General features: G+C 74.7%; 13 protein-coding genes and 1 pseudogene. 9 read left to right on the forward strand and 5 right to left on the reverse strand.

Annotated elements, in window-relative coordinates; translation table 11 throughout:
• Positions 1 to 19: 19 nt before the first annotated feature.
• Positions 20 to 1,831, reverse strand: a complete 1,812-nt coding sequence (locus C0216_RS26890; protein WP_114057751.1) for a serine/threonine-protein kinase — start codon at positions 1,829 to 1,831, stop codon at positions 20 to 22.
• A gap of 446 nt (positions 1,832 to 2,277) precedes the next feature.
• Between C0216_RS26890 and C0216_RS26895 the strand changes: the two genes are divergently transcribed.
• The 6 genes and pseudogenes from C0216_RS26895 to C0216_RS34755 all read left to right on the forward strand — a co-directional run.
• Entirely contained in the window at positions 2,278 to 5,193 is a 2,916-nt protein-coding gene (locus tag C0216_RS26895; RefSeq protein WP_114057752.1) for an FHA domain-containing protein, read from the forward strand.
• Positions 5,194 to 5,329: 136 nt separating this feature from the next.
• Entirely contained in the window at positions 5,330 to 6,709 is a 1,380-nt protein-coding gene (locus tag C0216_RS26900) for an ABC transporter substrate-binding protein (RefSeq protein WP_114057753.1), read from the forward strand.
• Positions 6,710 to 6,713: 4 nt separating this feature from the next.
• On the forward strand, positions 6,714 to 8,129 hold the full coding sequence (locus C0216_RS26905) for a carbohydrate ABC transporter permease (RefSeq protein WP_114057754.1): 1,416 nt from the start codon (positions 6,714 to 6,716) through the stop codon (positions 8,127 to 8,129).
• Positions 8,126 to 8,974, forward strand: a complete 849-nt coding sequence (locus C0216_RS26910; RefSeq protein ID WP_114057755.1) for a carbohydrate ABC transporter permease — start codon at positions 8,126 to 8,128, stop codon at positions 8,972 to 8,974. The genes C0216_RS26905 and C0216_RS26910 overlap by 4 nt, the downstream gene beginning before the upstream one ends.
• Positions 8,975 to 9,037: 63 nt before the next feature.
• Entirely contained in the window at positions 9,038 to 11,326 is a 2,289-nt protein-coding gene (locus C0216_RS26915; protein WP_114057756.1) for a bifunctional glycosyltransferase/CDP-glycerol:glycerophosphate glycerophosphotransferase, read from the forward strand.
• Between the two features lie 7 nt (positions 11,327 to 11,333).
• Positions 11,334 to 11,492 (forward strand): annotated as a pseudogene (locus C0216_RS34755) (ABC transporter ATP-binding protein); the annotation flags it as partial.
• An 87-nt stretch (positions 11,493 to 11,579) separates the two neighbouring features.
• Here C0216_RS34755 and C0216_RS26925 read toward each other — a convergent pair.
• The 3 genes from C0216_RS26925 to C0216_RS26935 all read right to left on the reverse strand — a co-directional run bounded on the left by C0216_RS26925 (position 11,580) and on the right by C0216_RS26935 (position 18,078).
• On the reverse strand, positions 11,580 to 16,544 hold the full coding sequence (locus C0216_RS26925; RefSeq protein WP_114057757.1) for an NAD-glutamate dehydrogenase: 4,965 nt from the start codon (positions 16,542 to 16,544) through the stop codon (positions 11,580 to 11,582).
• Between the two features lie 356 nt (positions 16,545 to 16,900).
• A complete protein-coding gene (locus tag C0216_RS26930; protein WP_114057758.1) occupies positions 16,901 to 17,581 on the reverse strand; it encodes an HAD family hydrolase in 681 nt (226 codons plus the stop codon).
• Complete coding sequence (locus tag C0216_RS26935) at positions 17,578 to 18,078, reverse strand: DUF6912 family protein (protein WP_114057759.1); 501 nt, start codon at positions 18,076 to 18,078, stop codon at positions 17,578 to 17,580. The genes C0216_RS26930 and C0216_RS26935 overlap by 4 nt, the downstream gene beginning before the upstream one ends.
• Positions 18,079 to 18,471: 393 nt before the next feature.
• On the opposite strand from C0216_RS26935, the gene C0216_RS26940 reads away from it, so the two are divergent.
• Positions 18,472 to 18,882, forward strand: a complete 411-nt coding sequence (locus C0216_RS26940; protein WP_174250468.1) for an Rv3235 family protein — start codon at positions 18,472 to 18,474, stop codon at positions 18,880 to 18,882.
• 113 nt (positions 18,883 to 18,995) lie between these two features.
• Here the strand turns inward: C0216_RS26940 and secA are convergent, their stop codons facing one another.
• The gene (gene secA, locus C0216_RS26945) at positions 18,996 to 21,788 is read right to left on the reverse strand and encodes a preprotein translocase subunit SecA (protein ID WP_114057760.1); all 2,793 of its coding nucleotides are present in this window, start codon (positions 21,786 to 21,788) and stop codon (positions 18,996 to 18,998) included.
• Positions 21,789 to 22,015: 227 nt separating this feature from the next.
• On the opposite strand from secA, the gene C0216_RS26950 reads away from it, so the two are divergent.
• Both C0216_RS26950 and C0216_RS26955 read left to right on the forward strand, forming a co-directional pair.
• Positions 22,016 to 22,615 (forward strand): GNAT family N-acetyltransferase, encoded by a 600-nt coding sequence (locus C0216_RS26950; protein WP_114057761.1) that lies wholly within the window; start codon positions 22,016 to 22,018, stop codon positions 22,613 to 22,615.
• 9 nt (positions 22,616 to 22,624) lie between these two features.
• Positions 22,625 to 23,800 (forward strand): winged helix-turn-helix domain-containing protein, encoded by a 1,176-nt coding sequence (locus C0216_RS26955; RefSeq protein WP_114057762.1) that lies wholly within the window; start codon positions 22,625 to 22,627, stop codon positions 23,798 to 23,800.
• The last annotated feature ends 14 nt before the right edge of the window (positions 23,801 to 23,814 follow it).

The raw sequence follows: 23,814 nt of genomic DNA on the forward strand, positions 1-23,814 counted from the left end.
CGGGGCTCCGCGGGCCCGTTCAGGGGGTGCCCGCGCCCGTTCCGCTGCCCGTGCCCGCGGCGTCGCCGAGGGAGGTGACCCAGTCGACGATGCCCGTGCCCCAGCTCCAGAGCTGGTCGAACCAGCCCTTGCCGGTGCCGATCCACGACTGGAGCGGGGTGAGCTCCCAGACCAGCCAGCCCGCGACGACGAAGACCAGGATCATGACCAGGCAGCCCTTGAGGCAGCCGAGGCCGGGGATCCGGATCGGGTTCGCGCTGCGGCGGCGCGGCTCGCGGGGCTCCCGGGGCTCGCGGGCGGGCCGCTGCGGCGGAGGGGCCTGCGGCGGCTGCTGCGGGGCCTGGGGCTGCCGGTACGGCTGGGCCTGCGGCGCCGGCTGCTGCTGGTAGGGCTGCGGCGGCGGGGGCGCCTGCTGCGGCTGCGGGTAGTACGGCTGCTGCGGCGGCTGCTGGTACTGGGGCGCCTGGGGGTGCTGCTGCTGCGGGTACTGCGGCGGCGCCTGGCGGTACTGCGGGGGCTGCTGCGGCCGCTGGGGCCGCTGCTGCGGAGGCGGCGGCGGGGGCGCCTGGCGCTGGGGCCGGCGGCGCAGCGGGTCCTCGCTCGGGTCGAGGTAGTGCACCTGCGTCTGCTCGTTGCGGTCCCGGGCGGCGCGCATCTGCGTCTGCCAGGGGTGCGGCTGGTCCGGCCGCTCCACGGGCGGCATGACCGAGGTGGCGGCCGCCTCCGGAACGCCGTCGCCGGGGCCGCCCGTGCCGGGCAGCACGGTCGTGGCGTCGGCGGCGCCGACGGGCGGCAGCACGCTCGTCATCGCGTTGGGGTCGTACGCGCCCTCGGGCCCGGCGGCGGCCCTGCCGGGCAGCACCTGCGTGGCGTCCGCGGCGCCGGGGGCGGCCGCGGGGGCCTCGGGGACGGGCGCGGGCGAGGGGTCGGGGGCGAGCAGCGCGCCGACGCCGAGGGCGGCCTCGACCTCGGCGGGGGCGCTGTGGACGCCGATGCCGGAGGCGACGACGCGCAGCCCGCGGGCCAGGTTCTCGGCGCTGGGGCGCTCGCCCGGCTCCTTGCGCAGGCAGCGCTCGATGACGATCCACAGCGGCTCGGGCAGGCTCGGCGGGCGCTGCGGGTCCTCGCTGAGGTGGCGGTGGAGGACTTCGAGCGCGGTGGCGCCGGCGAACGGCGGGCGCCCGGTGACGAGTTCGTACAGCAGGATGCCGGCGCCGTAGATGTCGACGGCGGAGGTCTGCGGGCGGCCCTCGGCGGATTCGGGGGCGACGTAGGCGGGGGTGCCGACGAACTCGTGGGTGCGGGTCAGGCCCGGGGAGTCGGCGAGGCGGGCGATGCCGAAGTCGGTGAGCATCGGCTTCATGCGGCCGTCGCCCTCGTCGAGCAGGACGTTCGCGGGCTTGAGGTCGCGGTGGACGACGCCGTCGGCGTGGCTGGCGGCGAGCGCGTCGGCGATCTGGGCGGTCAGCAGGGCCGCGGCGACCGGGGTGAAGGGGCCGTTCTCCCGGATGTAGCGGTGCAGGTCCGGGCCTTCGACGAGGTCCATGACGAGTGCGAGGAGGTCGCCCTCGACGACGAGGTCGCGGGTGCGGACGATGTTGGGGTGGGTCAGGCGCAGCAGGACGGAGCGCTCCCGCAGGAAGCGCATGACGATGTCCGGGTCCTGGGCCAGCTCCTCCTTGAGGACCTTGATGGCCAGGGTCTCGCCCGGCCGGCCGGCCACGGCGGCCTCGGCGCCGGCGGTCTCGCGCTGGCGGGCTCGCCAGACGGTGCCCGTGGCGCCGCGCCCGAGCGGCTCCTCGAGCAAGTACTTGCTGCCGACTGGCCGCACGTCTCGCGCTCCCTGCTGTCGTGGTGGGTGGTGCATGTCGTTCGGTTTTGCGGCCCACTCTAGGGGGTGTCCTCCGCAAAGACGCCGGACGACGGCGGTTGGTTGCCGTACATATGTACGAAGTGTGATGTTCGCGGCGTATGCCGGAGGCGATTTTCCGCAGCGGGGAGCCGCTCTCCTCGGGTTTCCCCGGGGAGGGCGTCCGCATGTGTGCACCCCTTGCACCGGACCCCGGTCATTCAAGATCATTTATCGGCGGGTGCCGGGCGTGTTGTCCGCAACAGGTGCGAGGATGCACCCGTGCGGAAGCGGGGGCGGGGAGCCCGCGCTCCCGCGCAGACCTGACCGGACGACGCGCCGTGCCGGGTGGGGGGCCGGGCGGGCTCGTCCGCCGTCCCCGCCGGGCGCACGCACCGCGCACCGCGCAGAAGGGACCGCTGACGGCGATGCAGATCCGGCTGACCGTCCTCGGGTCGCGCAGCGGCCACCAGACCGTGCCCGCCGGCTGTGACGTCCTCGTCACCGCGCCCGCCGGAACGCCGCTCTCCGCGGTCGCCTCCGGGCTCGCCGCGACCGTCGGCGGCCCCGACACCGGCGGCACGGCGGTCCTGTACGCGGGCGAGCGCCGCCTCGACCCGCAGCGCCACGTCCTGGGCGAGCCGCCGCTCGTCGACGGCGCCGTCCTGGGCCTGCACGGCCCCGTCCCGGACGCCGCCCCCGACGCTGCGGAGGGCGCCCAGCTGCACGTGGTGGCCGGGCCCGACGCGGGCGGGGTGCACCTGCTGCACCCGGGCATGATCCGGATCGGGCGCTCGGCCGACGCCGACGTCCCCCTGGACGACCCGGACGTCTCGCGGCTGCACTGCACGGTCACGGTCCTGCCGGACGGCCGCGTCGCCGTGGCGGACCTGGACTCGACGAACGGGACGACCCTCGACGGCGCCGAGGTCGGGCGCCGTCCCGTGCCGCTGGCGCCGGGCGCGCTCCTGCGGATCGGGGAGTCCACCCTGCGGCTGGCGGAGGGGGCGGCGCCGCCGCTGCCCGTGGTCCCCGACCTGGAGGGCCACCTCCGCCCCGCCGGACCCGCGTTTTCCGCGGGGCCCGCCGCGCCTGCCCCGGCCGGCCACCGCACCGCCGCGCCGGCGCCCGCGCAGCCTTCCGGCCCCGCGCACCCCGCCGCACAGCCCGTCCCTGCCGTCCCGGCCGCCCCTCCCGCGCCGCCCGCCGCGCCGCCCGCCGCCGGGCCGGCCTCGGCCCCCCGGCGCCCCCTCGGCGGCCTCGGCGCCTGGGCCCGCAAGTGGGTGCGCGGCGAGGAGGAGCCCGCGGAGCACGCCCCGGCCGGGCCGCCCGCCCCCGCCGTGCCCGACGCCGACGACCCCGCCGGCCTGCTGCTGGCCGCCCTCGGGCCCACCGCGCGGCTGTGGTCCCGTCCGCCCGGCCGCCTCGACGTCGGCCTCGGCGCCGGGAGCCGCGTCGCCCTCCAGGACTGCGGCTCCCTCGCCCTCGCCGGGCCGCGCACCCGCCTCGCGGGGGTCGCCCGCTCCGTCGTGGCCCAGCTCGCCGCCCTGCACGCGCCCGCGCAGCTGGAGATCGTCCTGATCAGCGCCGACCGGGCCCGCACCGTCGTCCAGCGGCGCGAGGAGTGGGGCTGGCTGGGCTGGCTCCCCCATGTCCGCCCCGCGCACGGCCAGGACTGCCGGCTCCTCCTCGCCTACGACCGCGACCAGGCCGCCGCCCGCACCGGCGAGCTGACCCGCCGCCTCGGCGCCGGGCCGCTCGGCGCCGACTGGGCCGCCGCCGACCCCTCCCTCGTCCGCGAGGCGGCAGCCGCGCACACCGGCCCCCGCACCCTGCTCGTCGTCGACGGCGACCCCGGCACCGCCGCCCTGCGCGACCTGACCGGCCGCCTCGCCTCGCACGGCGCGGCCGCCGGGATCCACGTCCTCGTCCTGGCGGAGACGCCCCCCGCGACGCCCGCCTCCCCGCTCGCCGAGACGTACGAGGCGGCCTGCGCGGCCGCCCCCGCCTTCCGGGACTGCGGCGCCGCCGCCCTCCTCAGCGGCGACGTGGCCACGGCGGTGCGGACCTTCGCCATCGCCGGCGGCCGGCCGTGCCCGCCCGGCACGACCGCAACCGCGGACGCCGTGTCCGCCGCGTGGGCCGAGCGGTTCGCCCGCGCGCTCGCCCCGCTGAAGGCCGAGCCGGCCGGCGGGAAGCCGCAGCGGCCGACCGCCGCGGCCCTCCCCGCCGCCGCGCGGCTGCTCGACGAGCTGGGGCTGGCCCGGGCCACCCCGGCGTCCCTGATGGCCCGCTGGGCCGAGGCCACCGAGCAGGGGCAGGGCGTCGGCGGGCTGGTCGAGCTCGTCCTCGGCAGCGGGCAGGCCGGGCCGGTCGGGGCCGAGCTGGTCCACGACGGACCGCACCTGCTCGTCACCGGCCCCGCAGGCAGCGGCCGTACGGAGCTGCTGCGCTCGGCGGCCGCCTCGCTGGCCGCGGCCGCCCGGCCGGACCGGCTCGGCCTGGTCCTGGTCGACGGGGCCGGCGGCGAACGCGGCGACGGCCTCGCCCCGGCCGCCGAACTCCCCCACGCCTGCGCCCACCTGGTGGCCTCCGACCCGGTCCGGATGCGCGAGTTCGCCCAGGCCCTCGGCGGCGAGCTGAAGCGGCGCGCCGAGCTGCTGGAGGGCGTCCCCTTCGCCGAGTGGCACGCCCGCCGCGAGGTGTCCGACCGGATGGTCGCCCCGCGCCGGCCCGCCCCGGGCGAGCAGCTCGGCGGCGACCTGGACCCGCCGCGGACCGGGACGCTCCGGCTGCGCGCCTCCGCCGTGCGCACCGGGCCCGCCCCCGGCCCCGGCCCGCTGCCCCGCCTCGTGGTCCTGGTCGACGACTACGACGCCCTGGTCGCGCCGGCCCTGGGCAGCGCGGGCCGCCCCGCCGCCGGCTCGGTAGTCCGCGCGCTGGAGGCCGTGGCACGCGACGGGGCGGCCCTCGGCGTGCACCTGGTGGCCTCCACGGCCCGCCCGGAGCTCACGGCCGACACCGAGCTCGTACGCGGCAACCCGCTGCGGGTCGAGCTGGAGCCGCCCGACCGGCCCGGGCCGGGCCGCGGGCGGCTGCACGGCGCCGACGGGCGGCCGGTGCCGTTCCAGGGCGGCCGGGTGACCGGCCGGATCCCGCGGACGGCGACGCAGCGGCCGACCGTCGTCCCCCTGGAATGGGACCGGATGGGTGATCCGCCCGCCCGCCGGCCGGTGCGCGAGCTCGGCAACGGCCCCACTGACCTCGCGCTGCTGGCCAGCGCCCTGGACCGGGCCTCGCACCTGGTCTCGGCGGCGCCCGTGCCCTTCCCGGCCGCGCCCTGACCCCGGCCGGGCCGCGGCACCTCCCGCGGCCCGGGCCCCGTACGGCGGAGTGCGCGCGGGGAGGCGGTATTGCGGGGCGCGCGGCTCGGGCGTAGACCTGTGGGTCAGGTCACACCACGGGAATCGGGGGCAGACCATGAACGGGCAGGGAACGAGCCGCACGCGGCAGCGCAGGAGGAGCGCCCCGGCCGCCTGGACGGCACTGGCCGCGGCGGGAGCCCTCCTGCTGGCCGGCTGCGGGGACGGCGGTGCGGACAGGGCCGACCCGCCGGGCGGGCCGTCGGCCGCGCCGCGGGTGGAGTTACCGCGGCTGGACGGGGAGAAGCTGGCGGTCTCGGCGGTCTGGACGGGGCCGGAGCAGGCGAACTTCACCAAGGTCCTGGAGGAGTTCGAGAAGCGGACGGGCGCGTCGGTGGCGTTCGTCCCGGCCCAGGACCCGATCGTCACCTTCCTCGGTACGAAGATCGCGGGCGGGCAGCCGCCGGACGTCGCGCTGCTCCCGCAGGTCGGGGCGCTGACGGCGGCGGTGCAGAAGAAGTGGGCGCAGCCGGTCGGCCCGGAGGCGAAGGCACAGCTCGACAAGAACTACTCGCAGGGCTGGAAGGAGCTCGGGGCCGTCGGGGGAACCCAGTACGGCGTCTACTACAAGGCCGCGAACAAGTCGCTGGTCTGGTACAACGCGAAGGCCTTCGAGGCGGCGGGGGTGCAGCCGCCGAAGACGTGGAAGGAGCTGATCGCCGCGGCGGACACGCTCTCGGCGTCCGGCACGCCGGCGGTGTCGGTGGCCGGCGCGGACGGGTGGACGCTGACGGACTGGTTCGAGAACGTCTACCTGTCGCAGGCGGGCCCGGAGAAGTACGACAAGCTCGCCAAGCACGAGATCAAGTGGACGGACGACAGCGTCCGGCAGGCCCTGGCCACCCTCGCGGAGCTGTTCGGCCGGAAGGACTTCCTGGCGGGCGGCCCGAGCGGGGCGCTGGCGACGGAGTTCCCGAAGTCGGTGACGCAGACGTTCACCGGCGGGGGCCGTCCGGCGGCGGCGATGGTCTTCGAGGGCGACTTCGTGGCGGTGAACATCGCCCAGACCGAGGCGAAGATCGGCGAGGACGCCCTGGTCTTCCCGTTCCCGGCGGTCGGCGCGAAGGCGCCGGTGGTGTCGGGCGGGGACGTGGCGGTGGCGCTGAAGCCGTCGAAGGGCGCGCAGGCGCTGCTGACGTTCCTGGCGTCGCCGGACGCGGCGGAGATCCAGGCCCGGCAGGGCGGGTTCGTCTCGCCGAACAAGGCGGTGGACCCGGCGGCCTACCCGAACGCCATCCAGCGCAGCATCGCCGAGGCGCTGATCGCGGCGGGCGACGACTTCCGCTTCGACATGTCGGACCAGGCGCCGGCGGCGTTCGGCGGGACGCCGGGCGCGGGCGAGTGGAAGGCCCTCCAGGACTTCCTGGCGAACCCGTCGGACGTGGCGGGCACCCAGGCCAGACTGGAGGCGGACGCGGCCAAGGCCTACGGGAACTGACCCGGTGGCGGCCTCGGACGGCACGGCGGCACCGGCCGCCGTGCCCGCGCCGGCGGCGCGGTCCGGGCGGGGCGGGGACCGCGGGCGGGAGCGGCCCGGGGGCACCGGGCGCACCTCCCTGTCCCGGCAGGCCCGGCGCCGGCGCCTGGTCGCGGCGGCGTTCCTCCTGCCGTCGCTGGTGCTGCTCGGCGCGCTCGTCGTGCACCCCATCGGCTACTCGGTGTGGCGCAGCCTCTTCGACCGCTCGGGCGAGGTGTTCGTCGGCGGCGGCAACTACGCCGAGCTGCTGCGGGACGACGCCGTCCGCACGGCCGTGGAGAACACGGCGGTGTGGGTGGTGTTCGCGCCGGCCGTGGCGACGGCGCTCGGCCTCGTCTTCGCGGTCCTGACGGAGCGGGTGCGCTGGGGGACCGCGTTCAAGCTGCTGGTCTTCATGCCGATGGCGATCTCGATGCTGGCCGCCGGGATCATCTTCCGGCTGGTCTACGACCACGACCCCGACCGGGGTGTCGCCAACGCGGTGTGGGTCGGGGTGCACGACACGTTCGCCCCGGCCTCGGCGTTCCCGCGGGCCCGCCCCGGCCGCGACTCGCCGCTGGTCCCGGAGGAGGGGGCGGCCGCGGGCGGCTTCGCCACGCGGGAGCCGGTGCGGGCGGGCACGCCGGTGCTGCTCCCGCTGGTCGGTGTCGCCCCGGACGCCCTCCCCGAGGGGACGCGCCCGGCCCGTACGGCGCCGGCCGAGCCCGGGAAGGTGACGGGGACGGCCTGGCAGGACTTCACGCGGGGCGGCGGCGGCCGGCCGAACGCGGTCGACGCCTCGGAGTCGGGCTTCGCGGGGATGCGCGTGGAGGCGGTCCGCGACGGCCGGGTGGTCGACTCGGCGACGACCCGGGCCGACGGCACGTTCACCCTGTCGGGGAAGGCGGACGGGGCGCTGCTGCGGCTGCCCGCCTCGAACTTCCGCGAGGCGTACGCGGGGGTGGAGTGGCTGGGCCCGGCGCTGGTCACGCCGGCGGTCATCGGGGCGTACGTGTGGATGTGGGCCGGGTTCGCGATGGTGCTGATCGCGGCGGGGCTGGCGGCCGTGCCGCGGGAGCTGCTGGAGGCGGCCCGGGTGGACGGGGCGTCCGAGTGGCAGGTGTTCCGCCGGATCACGGTGCCGCTGCTGGCGCCGGTCCTGGCGGTCGTCCTCGTCACGCTCGTCATCAACGTGATGAAGATCTTCGACCTGGTCTTCGTGATCGCCCCGGGCTCGGTCCAGGACGACGCGAACGTGCTGGCCCTCCAGCTGTACCGGACGTCCTTCGGCACATCCGCCGACGCGGGCCTGGGCAGCGCCATCGCGGTGCTGCTGCTGGTGCTGGTGGTGCCGGTGATGCTCTACAACATCCGCCGGATGCGCCGGGAGGCCCGCCGATGAGCTTCGTGCATGCTGCGGCGTCCAAGGCGGCCGGCGGGGCGGTCCGCGTCTTCCTGGTCCTCGCGGGCCTGTTCTGGCTGCTGCCGACGATCGGCCTGCTGGTGTCCTCGCTCCTGGACGCCGGCGAGCTCGACCGGGGCGGCTGGTGGCGGGCGCTGACCGCCCCGGCCCGCCTGACCACCGCGAACTACGAGCGGCTCCTCGCGGACGAGGCGATCACCGGCTCGCTGCTGAGCACGGTCGCGATCGCCGTCCCGGCGACGCTGCTCGTCCTCGTGCTGGGCTCCTGCGCCGGGTACGCGTTCGCCTGGCTGGAGTTCCCGGGCCGGGACGCCCTGTTCCTCGCCGTCGTCGCCCTGCTGGTGGTGCCGGTGCAGGTGGCCCTGATCCCGGTTTCCGAACTCTTCGGTGCGGTCGGCCTGTTCGAGACCACAGCCGGGGTGGTGCTGTTCCACACCGCCTTCGGGCTGCCGTTCGCCGTGTTCCTGCTGCGGAACTTCTTCGCGCAGATCCCGCGGGAGCTCCTGGAGGCGGCCCGGCTCGACGGGGCGGGCGAACTGCGGCTGTTCGCGCAGGTGGTGCTGCCGCTCGGCGGCCCGGCGATCGCCTCGCTCGGCATCTTCCAGTTCCTGTGGGTGTGGAACGACATGCTGGTCGCGCTGGTCTTCGCGGACTCCGCGAACCCGCCGATCACGGTCGCCCTCCAGCAGCAGGTCCGCCAGTTCGGCAACAACATCGACGTCCTCGCCCCGGGGGCGTTCCTGTCGATGGCCGTCCCGCTGGCCGTGTTCTTCGCCTTCCAGCGGCAGTTCACCACGGGGGTGATGGCAGGTGCCGTGAAGTGACGGCGTCATCCGATCGGTGCACGGCCCGTAACCCGGTCGCCGCATCGGGGGTTCCCGGGCCATATGCCCGCGCCGACCCCTGGATGTGCCGTGCCCCGGTTCAGTGTCATCGTGCCCGCGTACGAGGTGCAGGCGTACCTCCAGGAGAGCCTGGAGTCGGTGCTGTCCCAGTCGTACCCGGACTTCGAGCTGATCGCCGTGGACGACGCCTCCCCGGACGGCTGCGGGCAGATCGCCGACGAGTACGCGGCCCGCGATCCGCGCGTCACGGCCGTCCGCCTGGCGCACCCCCTGGGCGCGGGCCCGGCCCGCAACGCCGGGCTCGCCCGGGCCCGCGGCGAGTACGTCGTCTTCCTCGACGGCGGCGACACCCTCGCGCCGGGCGCCCTGCGGGCCGTCTCCGACCGGCTCGACGCCGCCGGCTCCCCCGACGTCCTCGTCTACGGCCACGCGTGCACCCACTGGACCGGCGAGGTCGTCCGCGACCGCCTCGCCCGGCTGCTGTCCGAGGAGGGGCCCGCCTGCTTCCGGCTCGCGGACCGGCCGGAGCTCCTCGGCCTGCCGACGGCGGCCTGGAACAAGGCCTGCCGCCGCGAGTACGTCGAGCGCGAGGGCCTGTCCTTCCCGCCGGGCCTGTACGCGGACACGGCCTGGACGTATCCGGCGCTGCTGGCGGCGGAGTCCGTCGCCGTCCTGGACCGGGTCTGCGTGCACCACCGGCTGCGGCGCACCGGCTCGCCCGCCGCCCCGCCGGACCGCCGCCACCTGGACGTCCTCGACCAGTACGAGCGCCTCTTCGGCCACCTCGCGACCCGGCCCGGGCTGGAGCGCTGGCGGCCCGCCGTGCACCGGCGGATGGCCGAGCACCTCTGCGCCGTGTACGCCGACCCCGGCCGCCTCCCGCGCGCCGCCCGCCCGGAGTTCCACCGCCGCGCCTCCGCCCTGCTGCGCCGGCACCGGCCGTCCGGGGCGCCGGCCGCCCCGGCCGCACCCGCGCCGGCGCGCGCCGACCGGCTCCGGCACGCCCTGATGCTCCTGGGGCTGCGCCGCACCCACCGCGCCCTGTCGCTGCTGCGCACGGCGGCGGAGGCCGCCGGCCGGGCGGGGGCGGCCCTGGGGCGGGGGCTTCGGGAGAGCGCGCTGCGCCTGCACTACCGCATCCAGCGGCTGCTGCCGCTGCACCGGGAGCTGGCGGTGTTCTCCGCGTACTGGCACGGCGGGTACGCCTGCAACCCGGCCGCGATCGAGGCGAAGCTGCGGGAGCTGGCCCCGCACATGCGGACGGCGTGGATCTGCGACCCGCGGCACGCCGCCACGCTGCCGCCGCAGACGGCCTGGCTGCGGCCGGGTTCGGCCGCGTACTGGTCGGCGCTGGCGCGGGCCGCGTACCTGACGACGAACGTCAACACCGACCGGGCGCTGGTCAAGCGGCCGGGCCAGGTCCTCCTCCAGACGCAGCACGGCACCCCGCTGAAGCGGGTCGGCCTGGACCTGCGGGACCGGCCGGCGGCCAGTCCGACGACGGACTTCGCGGGCCTGCTGCGCGGCGCCGACCAGTGGGACTTCCTGCTGTCCGCGAACCGGCACTCCACCCTCGTGTGGCAGCGGGCCGTCCCGTCCCCGTACGAGGTGCTGGAGTACGGCCATCCGCGGAACGACATCTTCCACCGGGCGACGGGGGCGGACGTGGCCGCGCTGCGCGAGCGCCTCGGCATCGAGCCGGGCACCACGGCCGTGCTGTATGCGCCGACGCACCGCGACTACCGGCGCAGCCGCCCGGACCACCTCGACTTCGAGCGGGTGCTGCGGGACCTGGGCCCGAGGTTCACGCTGCTGGTGCGCGACCACCTCACCTACGCGGAGTTCGGCCCGCGGGCAGCGGTCCGGCACCCGCGGCTGCTGGACGTCTCCGCGCACCCGTCGGTGGAGGAGCTGTGCCTGGCATCGGACGCGCTGGTGACGGACTACTCGTCCCTGATGTTCGACTACGCGGTGCTGGACCGGCCGATCGTGGTCCATGCCGACGACTGGGAGGCGTACGAGGCGGCCCGCGGCACCTACTTCGACCTGCGGGCCTTCCCTCCGGGGGCGATCGCGCGGACCGAGGACGAGCTGGTCGACATCTTCACGACCGGGCACTGGCAGGGTTCCCGCTCGGCCCAGCTGCGGGCGGCGTTCCGGGCGCGCTTCTGCCCGTACGACGACGGGAACGCGGCCGAGCGGGTCGTCCGCCGGGTCTTCCTCGGCCGGCCGGGCCCGGTGCCGGAGGTCGTGGCGATGGCGGAACGCCGCCCGGCCCCGGCGGCCCGGCCGGACGAGCCGGCGGCGCTGTCGCCGAGCCCCTGGCCGTGACGGCGGCCGAGGCTCAGCCGGCCGCGGGGGCCTCGTCAGCCATGCGATCGGCACCGTCCGCGACACCTGCGGCCGGGCGCTCTGGCTGGAGGCGGGCACCCTGCGCATGGACGGCCCCGCCGCCGAGGTCTGCGAGGCGTACGAGCGTTCCGCGCGCGGCGGCTGAACGGCCGGCCCTGCAACACCCCTGGAAAGGGCCGGGCCCGGAACCCCCTGCGGGGTCCGGGCCCGGCCCTCCGGCACGGCGGCGCGGTTACGCGTGCGCCCTCAGCAGCGAGCGCATCGTCCGCATGGCCACGGACAGGTTGGCCAGGTCGAAGTCGTCCGAGCCCCGGATCTCGTCCAGGGTCGTCCGCGCCCGGCTGATGATCGCCGCGTTGGTCTCCTCCCACGCCTTGAAGCGCTCCTCGGGCGTGGCGTCCCCGCCGCCCGCCGCCAGCACGTCGGCGGTGAGCGCGGCGTGCGCCGCGAAGAGGTCCTCGCGGATCGAGGCGCGGGCCATCGACTGCCAGCGGTCGCCCCGCGGGAGCTCGATGATCCGGTCCATCAGCTGCGTGATCTCCAGGCGGTCGGCGAGGTCGTAGTAGACCTCGGCGACACCCAGCGGGTCCACGCCGGTGCGGTCCGAGATGGCGACGATGTCCAGCGTCGGGAAGGCCGAGGAGAAGCCGGCGACCTTCGCCGCCAGCTCCACCGGCACGCCCTCGCCGGTCAGCTCGTCCATGACCAGCTGGTACCACTCCAGGTCCGCGCCGCGCACCAGCTTCGGCAGCTCCTCCCAGACCCGGGTGACCCGCTCCTGGAACAGCTCGATCGTCTCGGTGATCTGGAGCGGCTGCGGCCGGTTGTTCAGCAGCCAGCGCGTACCGCGCTCGACCAGGCGCCGCGAGTGCAGGCGCACCCGGGTCTGGACGTCCGCCGCGACCACGTTGTCCAGGGCCTCGACCGCGTCCCACACCTCGGCCAGGCCGAAGATCTCGCGGGCCGCGAGCTGCGCCCGCACGATCTCCTCCGTGGAGGCGCCGGTCTCCTCCCGCAGGCGGTGCAGGAAGGTCGAACCGCCGGTGTTGACGGTGTCGTTGACCAGGAGCGTGGTGATGATCTCCCGACGCAGGGCGTGCGAGGCGATCTGCTCCGGGAACCGGGCGCGCAGCGGGGCCGGGAAGTAGGCGTCCAGCAGGCGGCGCAGGTACGGGTCGTCCGGCAGCTGCGTGTGGATCAGCTCGTCCGCCACCGTGATCTTGGTGTAGGCGAGCAGGACGGCCAGCTCCGGCTGGGTCAGGCCGCTGCCGCCGCCGAGCAGCTCGCGGATGTGCCGGTCGGCGGGCAGGAACTCCAGGCTGCGGTCGAGCTGCCCGGCCTGCTCCAGGCGGCGCATGAAGCGCTGCTGGGCGTGGAGCAGGCTGTGGGCCTGGGCGCTGCCGTTGGCCAGGGCCGTGTTCTGCGCGTAGTTGTTGCGCAGGACGAGCGTGCCGACCTCGTCGGTCATCTCCGCCAGCAGGGCGTTGCGCTGCTTGACGGTCATGTCGCCGTCCGCGACGACCGCGTTGAGCAGGATCTTGATGTTCACCTCGTGGTCGGAGGTGTCCACGCCGGCGCTGTTGTCGATGGCGTCGGTGTTGACCCTGCCGCCCCCGCCGCCGGCGCCGCTGCGGGCGAACTCGATGCGGCCCAGCTGGGTCAGGCCGAGGTTGCCGCCCTCGCCGATGACCTTCGCGCGGACGTCGGCGCCGTTGACGCGGATCGCGTCGTTGGCCTTGTCGCCGACCTCGGCGTGCGTCTCGGAGGCCGCCTTGACGTACGTGCCGATGCCGCCGTTCCACAGCAGGTCGACCGGGGCGTGGAGGACGGCCTGCATCAGCTCGGCCGGGGTCATCTTGGTGACGCCCGCCTCGATCCCGAGGGCCTCGCGCATCTGCGCGTTGACCGGGATGGACTTCGCCGAGCGGGGGTGGACGCCGCCGCCGGGCGACAGCAGCTCGGTGTTGTAGTCGGCCCACGAGGAGCGCGGCAGCTCGAACAGGCGGCGGCGCTCGGCGTAGGAGACCGCCGCGTCCGGGTTCGGGTCGATGAAGATGTGCCGGTGGTCGAACGCGGCGACCAGGCGGATGTGCTCGGAGAGCAGCATGCCGTTGCCGAAGACGTCGCCGGACATGTCGCCGACGCCGACGACGGTGAAGTCCTGGTTCTGGGTGTCGTGGCCCAGCTCGCGGAAGTGCCGCTTGACGGACTCCCACGCGCCGCGGGCGGTGATGCCCATGCCCTTGTGGTCGTAGCCGGCCGAGCCGCCGGAGGCGAAGGCGTCGCCCAGCCAGAAGCCGTACGACTCCGCGACGCCGTTGGCGATGTCGGAGAAGGTCGCGGTGCCCTTGTCGGCGGCGACGACGAGGTAGGTGTCGTCCTCGTCGTGGCGGACGACGCCCTTGGGCGGCACGACCTCGCCGCCGACCATGTTGTCGGTGATGTCGAGCAGCGCCGAGATGAAGATCTTGTACGCGGCGACGCCCTCGGCGAGCCAGGCGTCGCGGTCCACGGACGGGTCCGGCAGGTTCTTCGCGACGAAGCCGCCCTTGGCGCCGACGGGCACGATGACGGTGTTCTTCACCATCTGCGCCTTGACCAGGCCGAGGATCTCGGTGCGGAAGTCCTCGCGGCGGTCGGACCAGCGCAGGCCGCCTCGGGCGACCTTGCCGAAGCGCAGGTGGACGCCCTCGACGCGCGGCGAGTACACCCAGATCTCGAAGGCCGGGCGCGGGGCCGGCAGCTCCGGGATGGCCTGCGGGTCGAACTTCATCGACACGTAGGAGTGCTGCTCGCCGGCCGCGTTGAGCTGGAAGAAGTTCGTCCGCAGCGTCGCCTTGATCAGCGTGAGGAAGGAGCGCAGGATGCGGTCCTCGTCCAGGGAGGCGACCTGGTCCAGGGCTCCGTCGAGCTCTTCGAGCATGGCGTCGACGAGCTCGGTGCCGGCGGCCTGGCGGCCGGGCGACATGCGGGCCTCGAACAGCGAGACCAGCAGCCGGGTGGTGTGGACGTTGTTGCGGAGGGTGTCCTCCATGTAGTCCTGGCTGAAGGTGGAGCCGGCCTGGCGCAGGTACTTGGCGTACGCGCGCAGGACGACGGCCTGCCGCCAGGTCAGCCCGGCGCCGAGGACGAGGGTGTTGAAGTTGTCGTTCTCGGCGTCGCCGCGCCAGACCGCCGCGAAGGCGTCCTGGAAGCGCTCGCGGGCGTCGTCGCCGAGGTAGGCGTCGCCGGTGCCGGAGACGGGCATCCGCAGGCCGAAGTCGTAGATCCAGGCGCTGGTGCGGTCGCTGCGGCGCAGCTCGTACGGGCGCTCGTCGGTGACCTCGACGCCCAGGCGCTGGAGGACCGGCAGCACCGCGGACAGCGAGACCTGGTCGCCGGTGCGGTAGATCTTGAACCGGCGCTCGCCGGGGCCGGCGCCGACCGGCTCGTACAGCGACAGCGCGAAGTCGCGGTCGCTGGCGTCGAGCCGCTCCAGGTGGACCAGGTCGGAGACGGCCATGCGGGCCGTGTGGTCGGCCTTGTAGCCCTCGGGGAAGGAGCCGCCGTACTTGCGCAGCAGCTCGGCGGCGCGCTCCTCGCCCAGCTCGGCGGTCAGGGCCTCGCCGAAGCCGTCGGCCCAGGAGCGGGCGGCCTCGACGAGGCGGCCCTCCAGGCGCTCGACGTCGGAGTCGGTCAGCGCGGGCAGCTCGGTGCCCTGCGGGACGCGGACGACGAAGTGGATGCGGGAGAGGATCGACTCGGTGTTCCAGGCGGTGAAGTCGACGCTGGTGCCGCCGAGCTCGTCCCGCAGGATGTCCATCAGGCGCAGCCGGACGCCGGTGGTGAAGCGGTCGCGCGGCAGGTAGACGAGGGCCGAGTAGTAGCGGCCGTACTCGTCCTGGCGCAGGTACAGGCGCAGCCGGCGGCGCTCCTGCAGGTAGAGGACCGAGGTGACGATCTCGCGGAGCTTGTCGACCGGGGTCTGGAACAGCTCGTCGCGCGGGTAGGTCTCCAGGATCTGGAGCAGGTCGCGGCCGTCGTGGCTGGACGGCGAGAAGCCGGCGCCCTCCAGCACCTCGGCGACCTTGCGGCGGATGACCGGCACGCGGCGCACGGACTCGGTGTAGGCGGCGGAGGAGAACAGGCCGAGGAAGCGGCGCTCGCCGACGACGTTGCCCTCGGCGTCGAACTTCTTGACGCCGACGTAGTCGAGGTACGAGGGGCGGTGCACGGTGGCGCGGCTGTTGGCCTTGGTCAGGACCAGCAGGCGGTGCTCGCGCGCCTTGGCGCGGGCGTCGGCCGGCAGCCGGTTGAAGGACGGCGAGACGGGGTGGGCGTCCTCGCGGGAGTCGTGGCGCGGGTCGGAGCGCAGGATGCCGAGGCCGGTGCCGGGCACGGCGGCGAGGGCGTCTCCGTCGACGAGGTTGTACTCGCGGTAGCCGAGGAAGGTGAAGTGGTCGTCGGCGAGCCAGCGCAGCAGCTCGCGGGCCTCTTCGGGCTCGTACTCGTGGAGGTCGGGGGCGGCCGGCTCGTCGGGCAGGCCGTCGGCGATGCGCAGCGCGGTGTCGCGCATCTTCTCCCAGTCCTCGACGGCCTCGCGGACGTCGGACAGGACGCGCAGCAGGTCGGCGTTGATCTGCTTGAGGTCGGCGCGGTCGGTCTCGCGGTCGATCTCGACGTGGATCCACGACTCGACGAGGGCGTCGTGCGGGCGGGCGGTCCGGGGGCCGTGGGCGTCGCAGTCCGGGCCGAGGATCTCGATCAGCTTGCCGGTGACGTCGCGGCGGACGACGACCTGCGGGTGGATCACGACGTGGATGCCGCGGCCCTGGCGGGAGAGCTCGTTGGTGACGGAGTCGACCAGGAAGGGCATGTCGTCGGTGACGACCTCGACGACGGAGTGGCTGGAGGTCCAGCCGTTCTCCTCGACCGTCGGCGTGTGGACGCGGACGTTCGCGGTGCCCTGCGGCCGGTTCTCGGCGAGCCGGTAGTGCGACAGCGCCGCCCCGAACACGTCGACCGGGTCCCGGTCCACGAGGTCCTCGGGAGCGGTGTGCAGGTAGTAGCGCTGGAGATAGGCGAGAGTGGTGTCCGGGTCGGGCCGCCGGCCCTGCTCTGCCCCAGTCGGAAGTACCCCCCCGGCCGGGCTGTGCTCAGCTACCCGGGCCGCCCGCGCGAGCAGCTCGGCCTTTGCTTCGTCCAGCTTGGTCTGCATGTCCTCTGGCTCCTGTCGCGCGCCATTGCGTGACGTAGGTGAAGGAAGGAATGACGTAGCGCCGCGAAGCGGGTGGTCCGTCCGGAGTCGACGCTATGTCGTCGTGAAAGCCGTCCGGGAGGGATTCGGCCAAGATCGGCACGTCGTCCCGGCGGCGGGGACCAGCGAAGGCCCGGGCACGGTCGTGCGCCGGGCGCAGGCCGGGGGCTTCGGCGCCCCCGATGGATATCGCGCTGATCACGGGTACCAGGCTATCTCGCCGCACCCCCACCGCGTCACGGTCCGGATCTGTACAAAAGCAGGTAGGGAAGTTTGACGATGTGCGCAGTGACGCGGCCCACGGGCCGTGCCAGTGCCTATTCGGCCAGCTCGCGAGCAGTGCGTACGGCCTCTGCCAGGCTGTCCACGACGGGGACACCGGCTGATTCCAGACTGGAGCGGCTGTGCGAACCACCCGTGTAGAGGACGGCCCGAGCGCCTACGTGGGCGGCGGCCGAGGCATCGTCGACCGCGTCTCCGATGAGGACCGTGTGCTCGGGTGCCACGCCGCGGGCGGCGAGGGCCTCCATGTGGCGCACGAGGTGGCCGGCCTTTGAGGTGTGGGAGGGGCCGGTGCGGCCGTCGACGCGCAGGAAGTGCCGCTCGATGCCGTACCGGCGCACGAGCGGGACGAGGCGGTCGTGGGGCGCGAGCGACAGCAGGGACTGGGTGAGGCCGTCGGCCTCCCACTCCGCGAGCAGCCCGCGGGCCCCGTCGGTGAGCCCGGCCTCCTCGGCGGCGGCCCAGTAGTGGCGGTGGAAGGCCTCGTCCATGACGGCCCACTCGGTGTCGGTGGGCAGCCGGCCCATGAGGCGCTCGTAGAACTTCGGCACCGGTACGACGTACAGCTCCCGGTAGCGCTCCAGGGTGATGGGCGCGAAGCCGAACTCGGCGAAGGAGGCGTTCGTCGCCGCGATCACGGCGTGGATGTCGTGCAGGAGCGTGCCGTTCCAGTCCCAGACGATGTGGCGGCGCGCGGACGCCGGGCCGCCGGTCATGCCAGCAGTCCCGGGATCTCCTGCACGCCGAACCACAGCAGTTCGTGGTCCTCGGCGCCGTCGAGGGCCGGGCGGGCGGCGTCGTCGCCCGCGTCGGCGGCGCCCACGGCCTCGGCGGCGGCCGCCACGTCGGCGACGGCGTCGTCGGCGTCGACGTGCACGGCGGCGGCAGCGGCGAGCCGCACCGGCCCGGACAGGGCGACCTGGCCGAGCGCGGGGCCGTCGGAGCCGGGGACGGGGGCGGCGGCCTGCTCGGCGACGTCGAAGGCGACGACGACGCGCTTGCGCGGGGCGGCGGCGTCCTCGGCGAGCAGCCGCAGCGAGGCCTCGGCGGCGCGGCCGAGGGCCGCGTACTCCAGCTCTTCGAGGTCGTCCGACACGTACCACTCGCGCAGGCCGGGCGTGACGGCGTACCCGCGCAGCGGGTCGCCGCCCAGCTCACCCGCCTGGTGCACCTCGGCGAGCCCGGGCAGGGTCAGGGGGACGTACACGCGCATGGCCGGCCGCTTTCGGTAGTCGGAAACCCACCCAGGATACGGCCGCCATCCCGCAGGCGTCCCGCCCCGGCCCTCCCGCGGTAGCCCGCCCCGGGCGGGGGAGCCGGCTGCACGGGGTGACGACCGGTGTCCCCGATCGGGGGCCGCTGCCGCGCCCGGCCGGGGGCGGGCGGGCAGGCGGCCGCGCGCGGTGACGGGCGGAGCCGCCCCTCTGCGCGGCCGGGCGGGGGCGTAAGGGGCGGGAGGGGTGCCCCGGCCACCCGGATAGGTGAACCCGCGGGGTGCCCCTCCGGGGCGCCGCCGGGCGTTGCGGAGCGTGGCGGGGCGGACATAGAAGATCACCGACCAGGTTACTGCCCGGTACCCGCCGGGCCCGGCCACCACGGGGACACCATGACCGCACGGACCGCGCACACCACCAGGCCGCCCGCCCGCCGCGACCGGCGCGGCCCCCGCCCCGCCCGCCCCTCACGGCCCGTACGGCCCCGCGGCCCGCACGACTGGTTCGCGGAGCAGCTGCTCGCCGTCGTCTCCGGCCAGCGCCCCGTGCACTCCCTGCTCGGCCTGACCGTCGGACCGGCCTACGACCAGCTCGTGAGCCTCGCCCCCAGCGGCCCGCTGCGCCGCCGCTTACGGCCCGTCCTGCGCCACTGCGGCCGCTTCCACCCAGGGCCCGGGGTCATCGAGGCCTTCGCCCGCATCGCCACCGGCGAGCGGGTCTCCGCGATGGCGTTCCGCCTGGAGCAGGGCCCCGACCTGCGCTGGCGGTGCGCCGCGGTGGAGATCCGCGGCCCGCGGCCGTGAGCCCCGCAGGCCGGCCGGCGGCACCCGCCCGCCCCCGGAACGCCGCCGGGGCCGGACTCCGCGCGTACGCGGTGTCCGGCCCCGGCGGGAGCCGCCCCTGTCGGGCGGCTCCCCTACTTCTTGCGGCGGCGGCCGCCGGCCGCCTTCTGCGCCTTGCGGCGCTCGGCGCGCGTCATGCCGTCGCCCGCCTGGCCGTCGGAGTCGAAGTCGCCCTCGACCACACCGCCCTCCCCGTCGACCGTCGGCGCCGAGAAGTGCAGGCGGTCCGGCCGCTGCGGGGCGTCCAGGCCCTTCGCGCGGATCTCCGGGCGGGCCCCCGCCGGCTCCTTGGCCAGGGACGGCGCCGCGTCCTGCACCGGCACCTCCTCGACCTGCTGCTCGACCTGGACCTCCAGGTTGAACAGGTAGCCGACGGACTCCTCCTTGATGCCCTCCATCATGGCGTTGAACATGTCGAAGCCCTCGCGCTGGTACTCGACCAGCGGGTCCTTCTGCGCCATGGCCCGCAGGCCGATGCCCTCCTGGAGGTAGTCCATCTCGTAGAGGTGCTCGCGCCACTTGCGGTCCAGCACCGACAGCACCACGCGCCGCTCCAGCTCGCGCATGATGTCCGAGCCGAGCGCCTTCTCGCGCGCCGCGTACTGCTCGTGGATGTCGTCCTTGACGGACTCGGCGATGAACTCGGCGGTGATGCCGGCCCGGTCGCCCGCCGCGTCCTCCAGCTCCTCGATCGTGACCTTGATCGGGTAGAGCTGCTTGAACGCACCCCACAGCCGGTCCAGGTCCCACTCCTCGGCGAAGCCCTCGACCGTCTCGGCCGCGATGTACGCGTCGATCGTGTCGTCCATGAAGAAGCGCACCTGCTCGTGCAGGTCCTCGCCCTCCAGGACGCGGCGGCGCTCGCCGTAGATGACCTCGCGCTGGCTGTTGAGGACCTCGTCGTACTTCAGGACGTTCTTGCGGGTCTCGAAGTTCTGGGTCTCGACCTGCGACTGCGCCGAGGCGATGGCGCGCGTCACCATCTTGTTCTCGATCGGCACGTCGTCCGGCACGTTCGCCATCGCCATGACGCGCTCCACCATCTGCGCCTTGAACAGGCGCATCAGGTCGTCGCCCAGCGACAGGTAGAAGCGGGACTCGCCCGGGTCGCCCTGACGGCCGGAGCGGCCGCGCAGCTGGTTGTCGATACGGCGCGACTCGTGCCGCTCGGTGCCCAGCACGTACAGCCCGCCGAGCGCCTTGACCTCCTCGAACTCGGCCTTGACGGCTGCCTCGGCGCGCTGGAGGGCGGCGGGCAGCGCGGCCGCCCACTCCTCGATGTGCTCCTCGGGGTCGAGGCCCTGCTGGCGCAGCTCGGCCTCGGCGAGGTCGTCGGGGTTGCCGCCGAGCTTGATGTCGGTGCCGCGGCCGGCCATGTTCGTGGCGACGGTGACGGCGCCGCGGCGGCCCGCCTGGGCGACGATCGCGGCCTCGCGGTCGTGCTGCTTGGCGTTGAGGACCTCGTGCGGGATGCCCCGCTTGGACAGCTGCCGCGAGAGGTACTCGGACTTCTCGACGGAGGTGGTGCCGACGAGGATCGGCTGGCCCTTCTCGTGCTTCTCCGCGATGTCGTCGACGACGGCGGCGAACTTCGCGACCTCGGTCCGGTAGATCAGGTCGGCCTGGTCGACGCGCTGCATCGGCCGGTTCGTCGGGATCGGGACGACGCCCAGCTTGTAGATCTGGTGGAACTCGGCGGCCTCGGTCATGGCCGTACCGGTCATGCCCGACAGCTTCGAGTACAGGCGGAAGAAGTTCTGGAGGGTGATCGTGGCGAGCGTCTGGTTCTCGTCCTTGATGTCCACCCCCTCCTTCGCCTCGATCGCCTGGTGCATGCCCTCGTTGTAGCGGCGGCCGGCGAGGATACGGCCGGTGTGCTCGTCGACGATCATGACTTCGCCGTCGATGACGACGTAGTCCTTGTCCTTCTTGAACAGTTCCTTCGCCTTGATGGCGTTGTTCAGGTAGCCGACGAGCGGGGTGTTCACCGACTCGTAGAGGTTGTCGATGCCGAGCCAGTCCTCGACCTTCGCGACGCCCGCCTCGTGGATGCCGACGGTGCGCTTCTTCTCGTCGACCTCGTAGTCGCCGGTCTCCTCGATGCCCTTGAGCGGGTTGCCCGGCTCGCCCTTGGTCAGGCGGGTGACCAGCTTCGCGAAGTCCCCGTACCACTTGGTGGCCTGGTCGGCCGGGCCGGAGATGATCAGCGGGGTGCGGGCCTCGTCCACGAGGATCGAGTCGACCTCGTCGACCACGGCGAAGTTGTGGCCGCGCTGCACCAGCTCGTCCTTCGACCACGCCATGTTGTCGCGCAGGTAGTCGAAGCCGAACTCGTTGTTCGTGCCGTAGGTGATGTCGCAGTTGTACTGCTCGCGGCGCTGCGCCGGCGACATGTTCGCCAGGATGCAGCCCACGCTCAGGCCGAGGAACTTGTGGACGCGGCCCATCATCTCGGAGTCGCGCTCGGCCAGGTAGTCGTTCACCGTGATCAGGTGGACGCCCTTGCCGGACAGTGCGTTCAGGTACGCGGGCAGGGTGCCGACGAGGGTCTTGCCCTCACCGGTCTTCATCTCCGCCACGTAGCCGAGGTGCAGCGCCGCACCGCCCATGAGCTGGACGTCGTAGTGCCGCTGGCCCAGGACGCGCTTCGCGGCCTCGCGGACCGTGGCGAAGGCCTCCGGCAGCAGGTCGTCGAGGCTCTCGCCGTCCTGGTAGCGCTGCTTGTACTCGTCCGTGAGCGCCCGCAACTCGGCGTCGGAGAGGTTGACGAAGTCCTCTTCGATGGAGTTGACCTGGTCCGCGATGCGGTGCAGTTTGCGCAGGATCTTGCCTTCGCCTGCACGCATGAGCTTGTTGAAGACGGACACCGAGGTTTGTCTCCTTGCCGGTCGGGCCTGGCACTGGTTCGTACGCGGGCACGGAGGGTGGGCCCCACCGCACCGGCCATCGTAAGCGAGGACCCGGTCGCGTCGGGAGGTCCGCCGTGGCCGCGGGGCTGCAAGCGCCCGGAATGAGAACGTACGGGGGAGCCGGAAGGTGCCGCAGCACGGCAAAACTGGTCGCCACGGCGCGGCGGCGCCAGCAGAATCCGGTCATGGAACCCATCACCCTGAGCACCGACCGGCTGGTCCTGCGCCCCTGGGAGCCCGAGGACGCCGACGCCGTCCACCGCGCCTGCCAGGACCCCGGCATCCAGCGCTGGACCTCCGTCCCCGCCCCGTACGAGATCGGGCACGCCCGCGCCTGGACCGGCGAGATCGCGCCGGCCGGCTGGCGGGAGGACACCGAGTACTCCTTCGGCATCCGCCTCGCCGGCCCCGGCACCCTCGTCGGAGCGGTCGGACTGCATGTGCGCGGCCCCGCCGCCTACGAGGTCGGCTACTGGACGGCCGCCGGGCACCGCGGCCGCGGGTACGCCGCCGAGGCCGTCGGCGCGGCCGCCCGCTGGGCCTTCACCGCGCTCGGCGCCGGCCGGGTCGAGTGGCGGGCCGAGGTCGGCAACGCCGGATCCCGGGCCGTCGCGGAGAAGGCCGGATTCCGCGTCGAGGGCGTCCTGCGGGCCGCCCTGGCGGTCCGCGGCACCTGGCGCGACTGCTGGGTGGGCGGCCTCCTCCCCGCCGACCTCGGCATGGAGTCCGCGCTCCCCCACCTCCCGGCCCGGGGCCACGGACCCGCTGTCAGTACCGCGTCCTAGGCTGCGGCCATGACCACCCCCGCCGCAGCAGCCGTGTCCCTCTCCGCCGACGAAGCCCGCAGGATCGCCCTGCGCGCCCAGGGGTTCCTCGGGGCCCCCGACCGGCGGGCCGGGGTGCGGGGCATGCTGCGCCGCCTCGGCGCCGTCCAGCTCGACACGATCTCGGTCCTGGCCCGCTCGCACGAGCTCGTCCCGTACGCCCGCCTCGGCGCGGTCGGCCGCGGGACCGTCGAGGCGGCGTACTGGTCGCAGGGCCACGCCTTCGAGTACTGGTCGCACGCGGCCTGCATCCTGCCCATGGAGGAGTGGCCCCACTTCGCCTTCCGGCGGCGCGCCAACCGGGCCCGCGGCCACCGCTGGCACATCCTCGCCGACCAGGACCGCTCCACCCGGGCCGTACGGGACCGCCTCCGGGCGGAGGGGCCGCTGACCTCGACCGGGCTGGGCGGCGCCAAGAACGGCGGCGAGTGGTTCCAGTGGTCCGAGACCAAGATCGCGGTGGAGTGGCTGCTCGACATCGGCGAGGTCGTCTGCACCGAGCGGCGCAGCTGGAAGCGCGTGTACGACCTGGCCGAGCGGGCCGTTCCCGGCGCCCTGTTCCACGACGGACTCGACGACCGGGAGTGCCTGCGCCGCCTGGTCGCGCTGGCCGGGCAGAGCCTGGGCGTCGGCACCCGCGCCGACATCGCCGACTACCACCGCCTCAAGGGCGAGCAGGTCGACGCGGTCATCGCGGACTCGGGCCTGGTCCCCGTCGAGGTCGAGGGCTGGGGCAAGCCGGCCTGGGCGGACCCGGCCGCCCTGGCCGCCGCCCCGCGCGGCCGCCACCGCACCACCCTGCTGTCCCCGTTCGACTCCCTGGTGTGGGACCGGGCGCGCACCGAGCGGGTCTTCGGCTTCACGCACCGGCTGGAGGCCTACGTCCCCAAGGCACAGCGGATACACGGCTACTTCGCGATGCCGCTGCTGGCGGGCGGGCGGCTGCGCGGCCGGGTCGACCCGGCCCGCGAGGGCAGCACGCTGGTGGCCCGGCAGCTGTCGCTGACCTCCCCCGGGGACGCCCGGCACATGGCGGCGGCCCTGCGCGAGGCGGCCGAGTGGGTCGGCTGCGACGCCGTCCGCGTCGAGCGCGCGGCCACTCCGCAGGAGGCGGCCGCCGTCACGGCGGAGCTGGCCGCGCTCTGACCGGTGCGCGCGGG

This window comes from Streptomyces globosus, assembly GCF_003325375.1.
In the GTDB taxonomy this organism is placed as follows: Bacteria; Actinomycetota; Actinomycetes; order Streptomycetales; family Streptomycetaceae; genus Streptomyces; species Streptomyces globosus_A.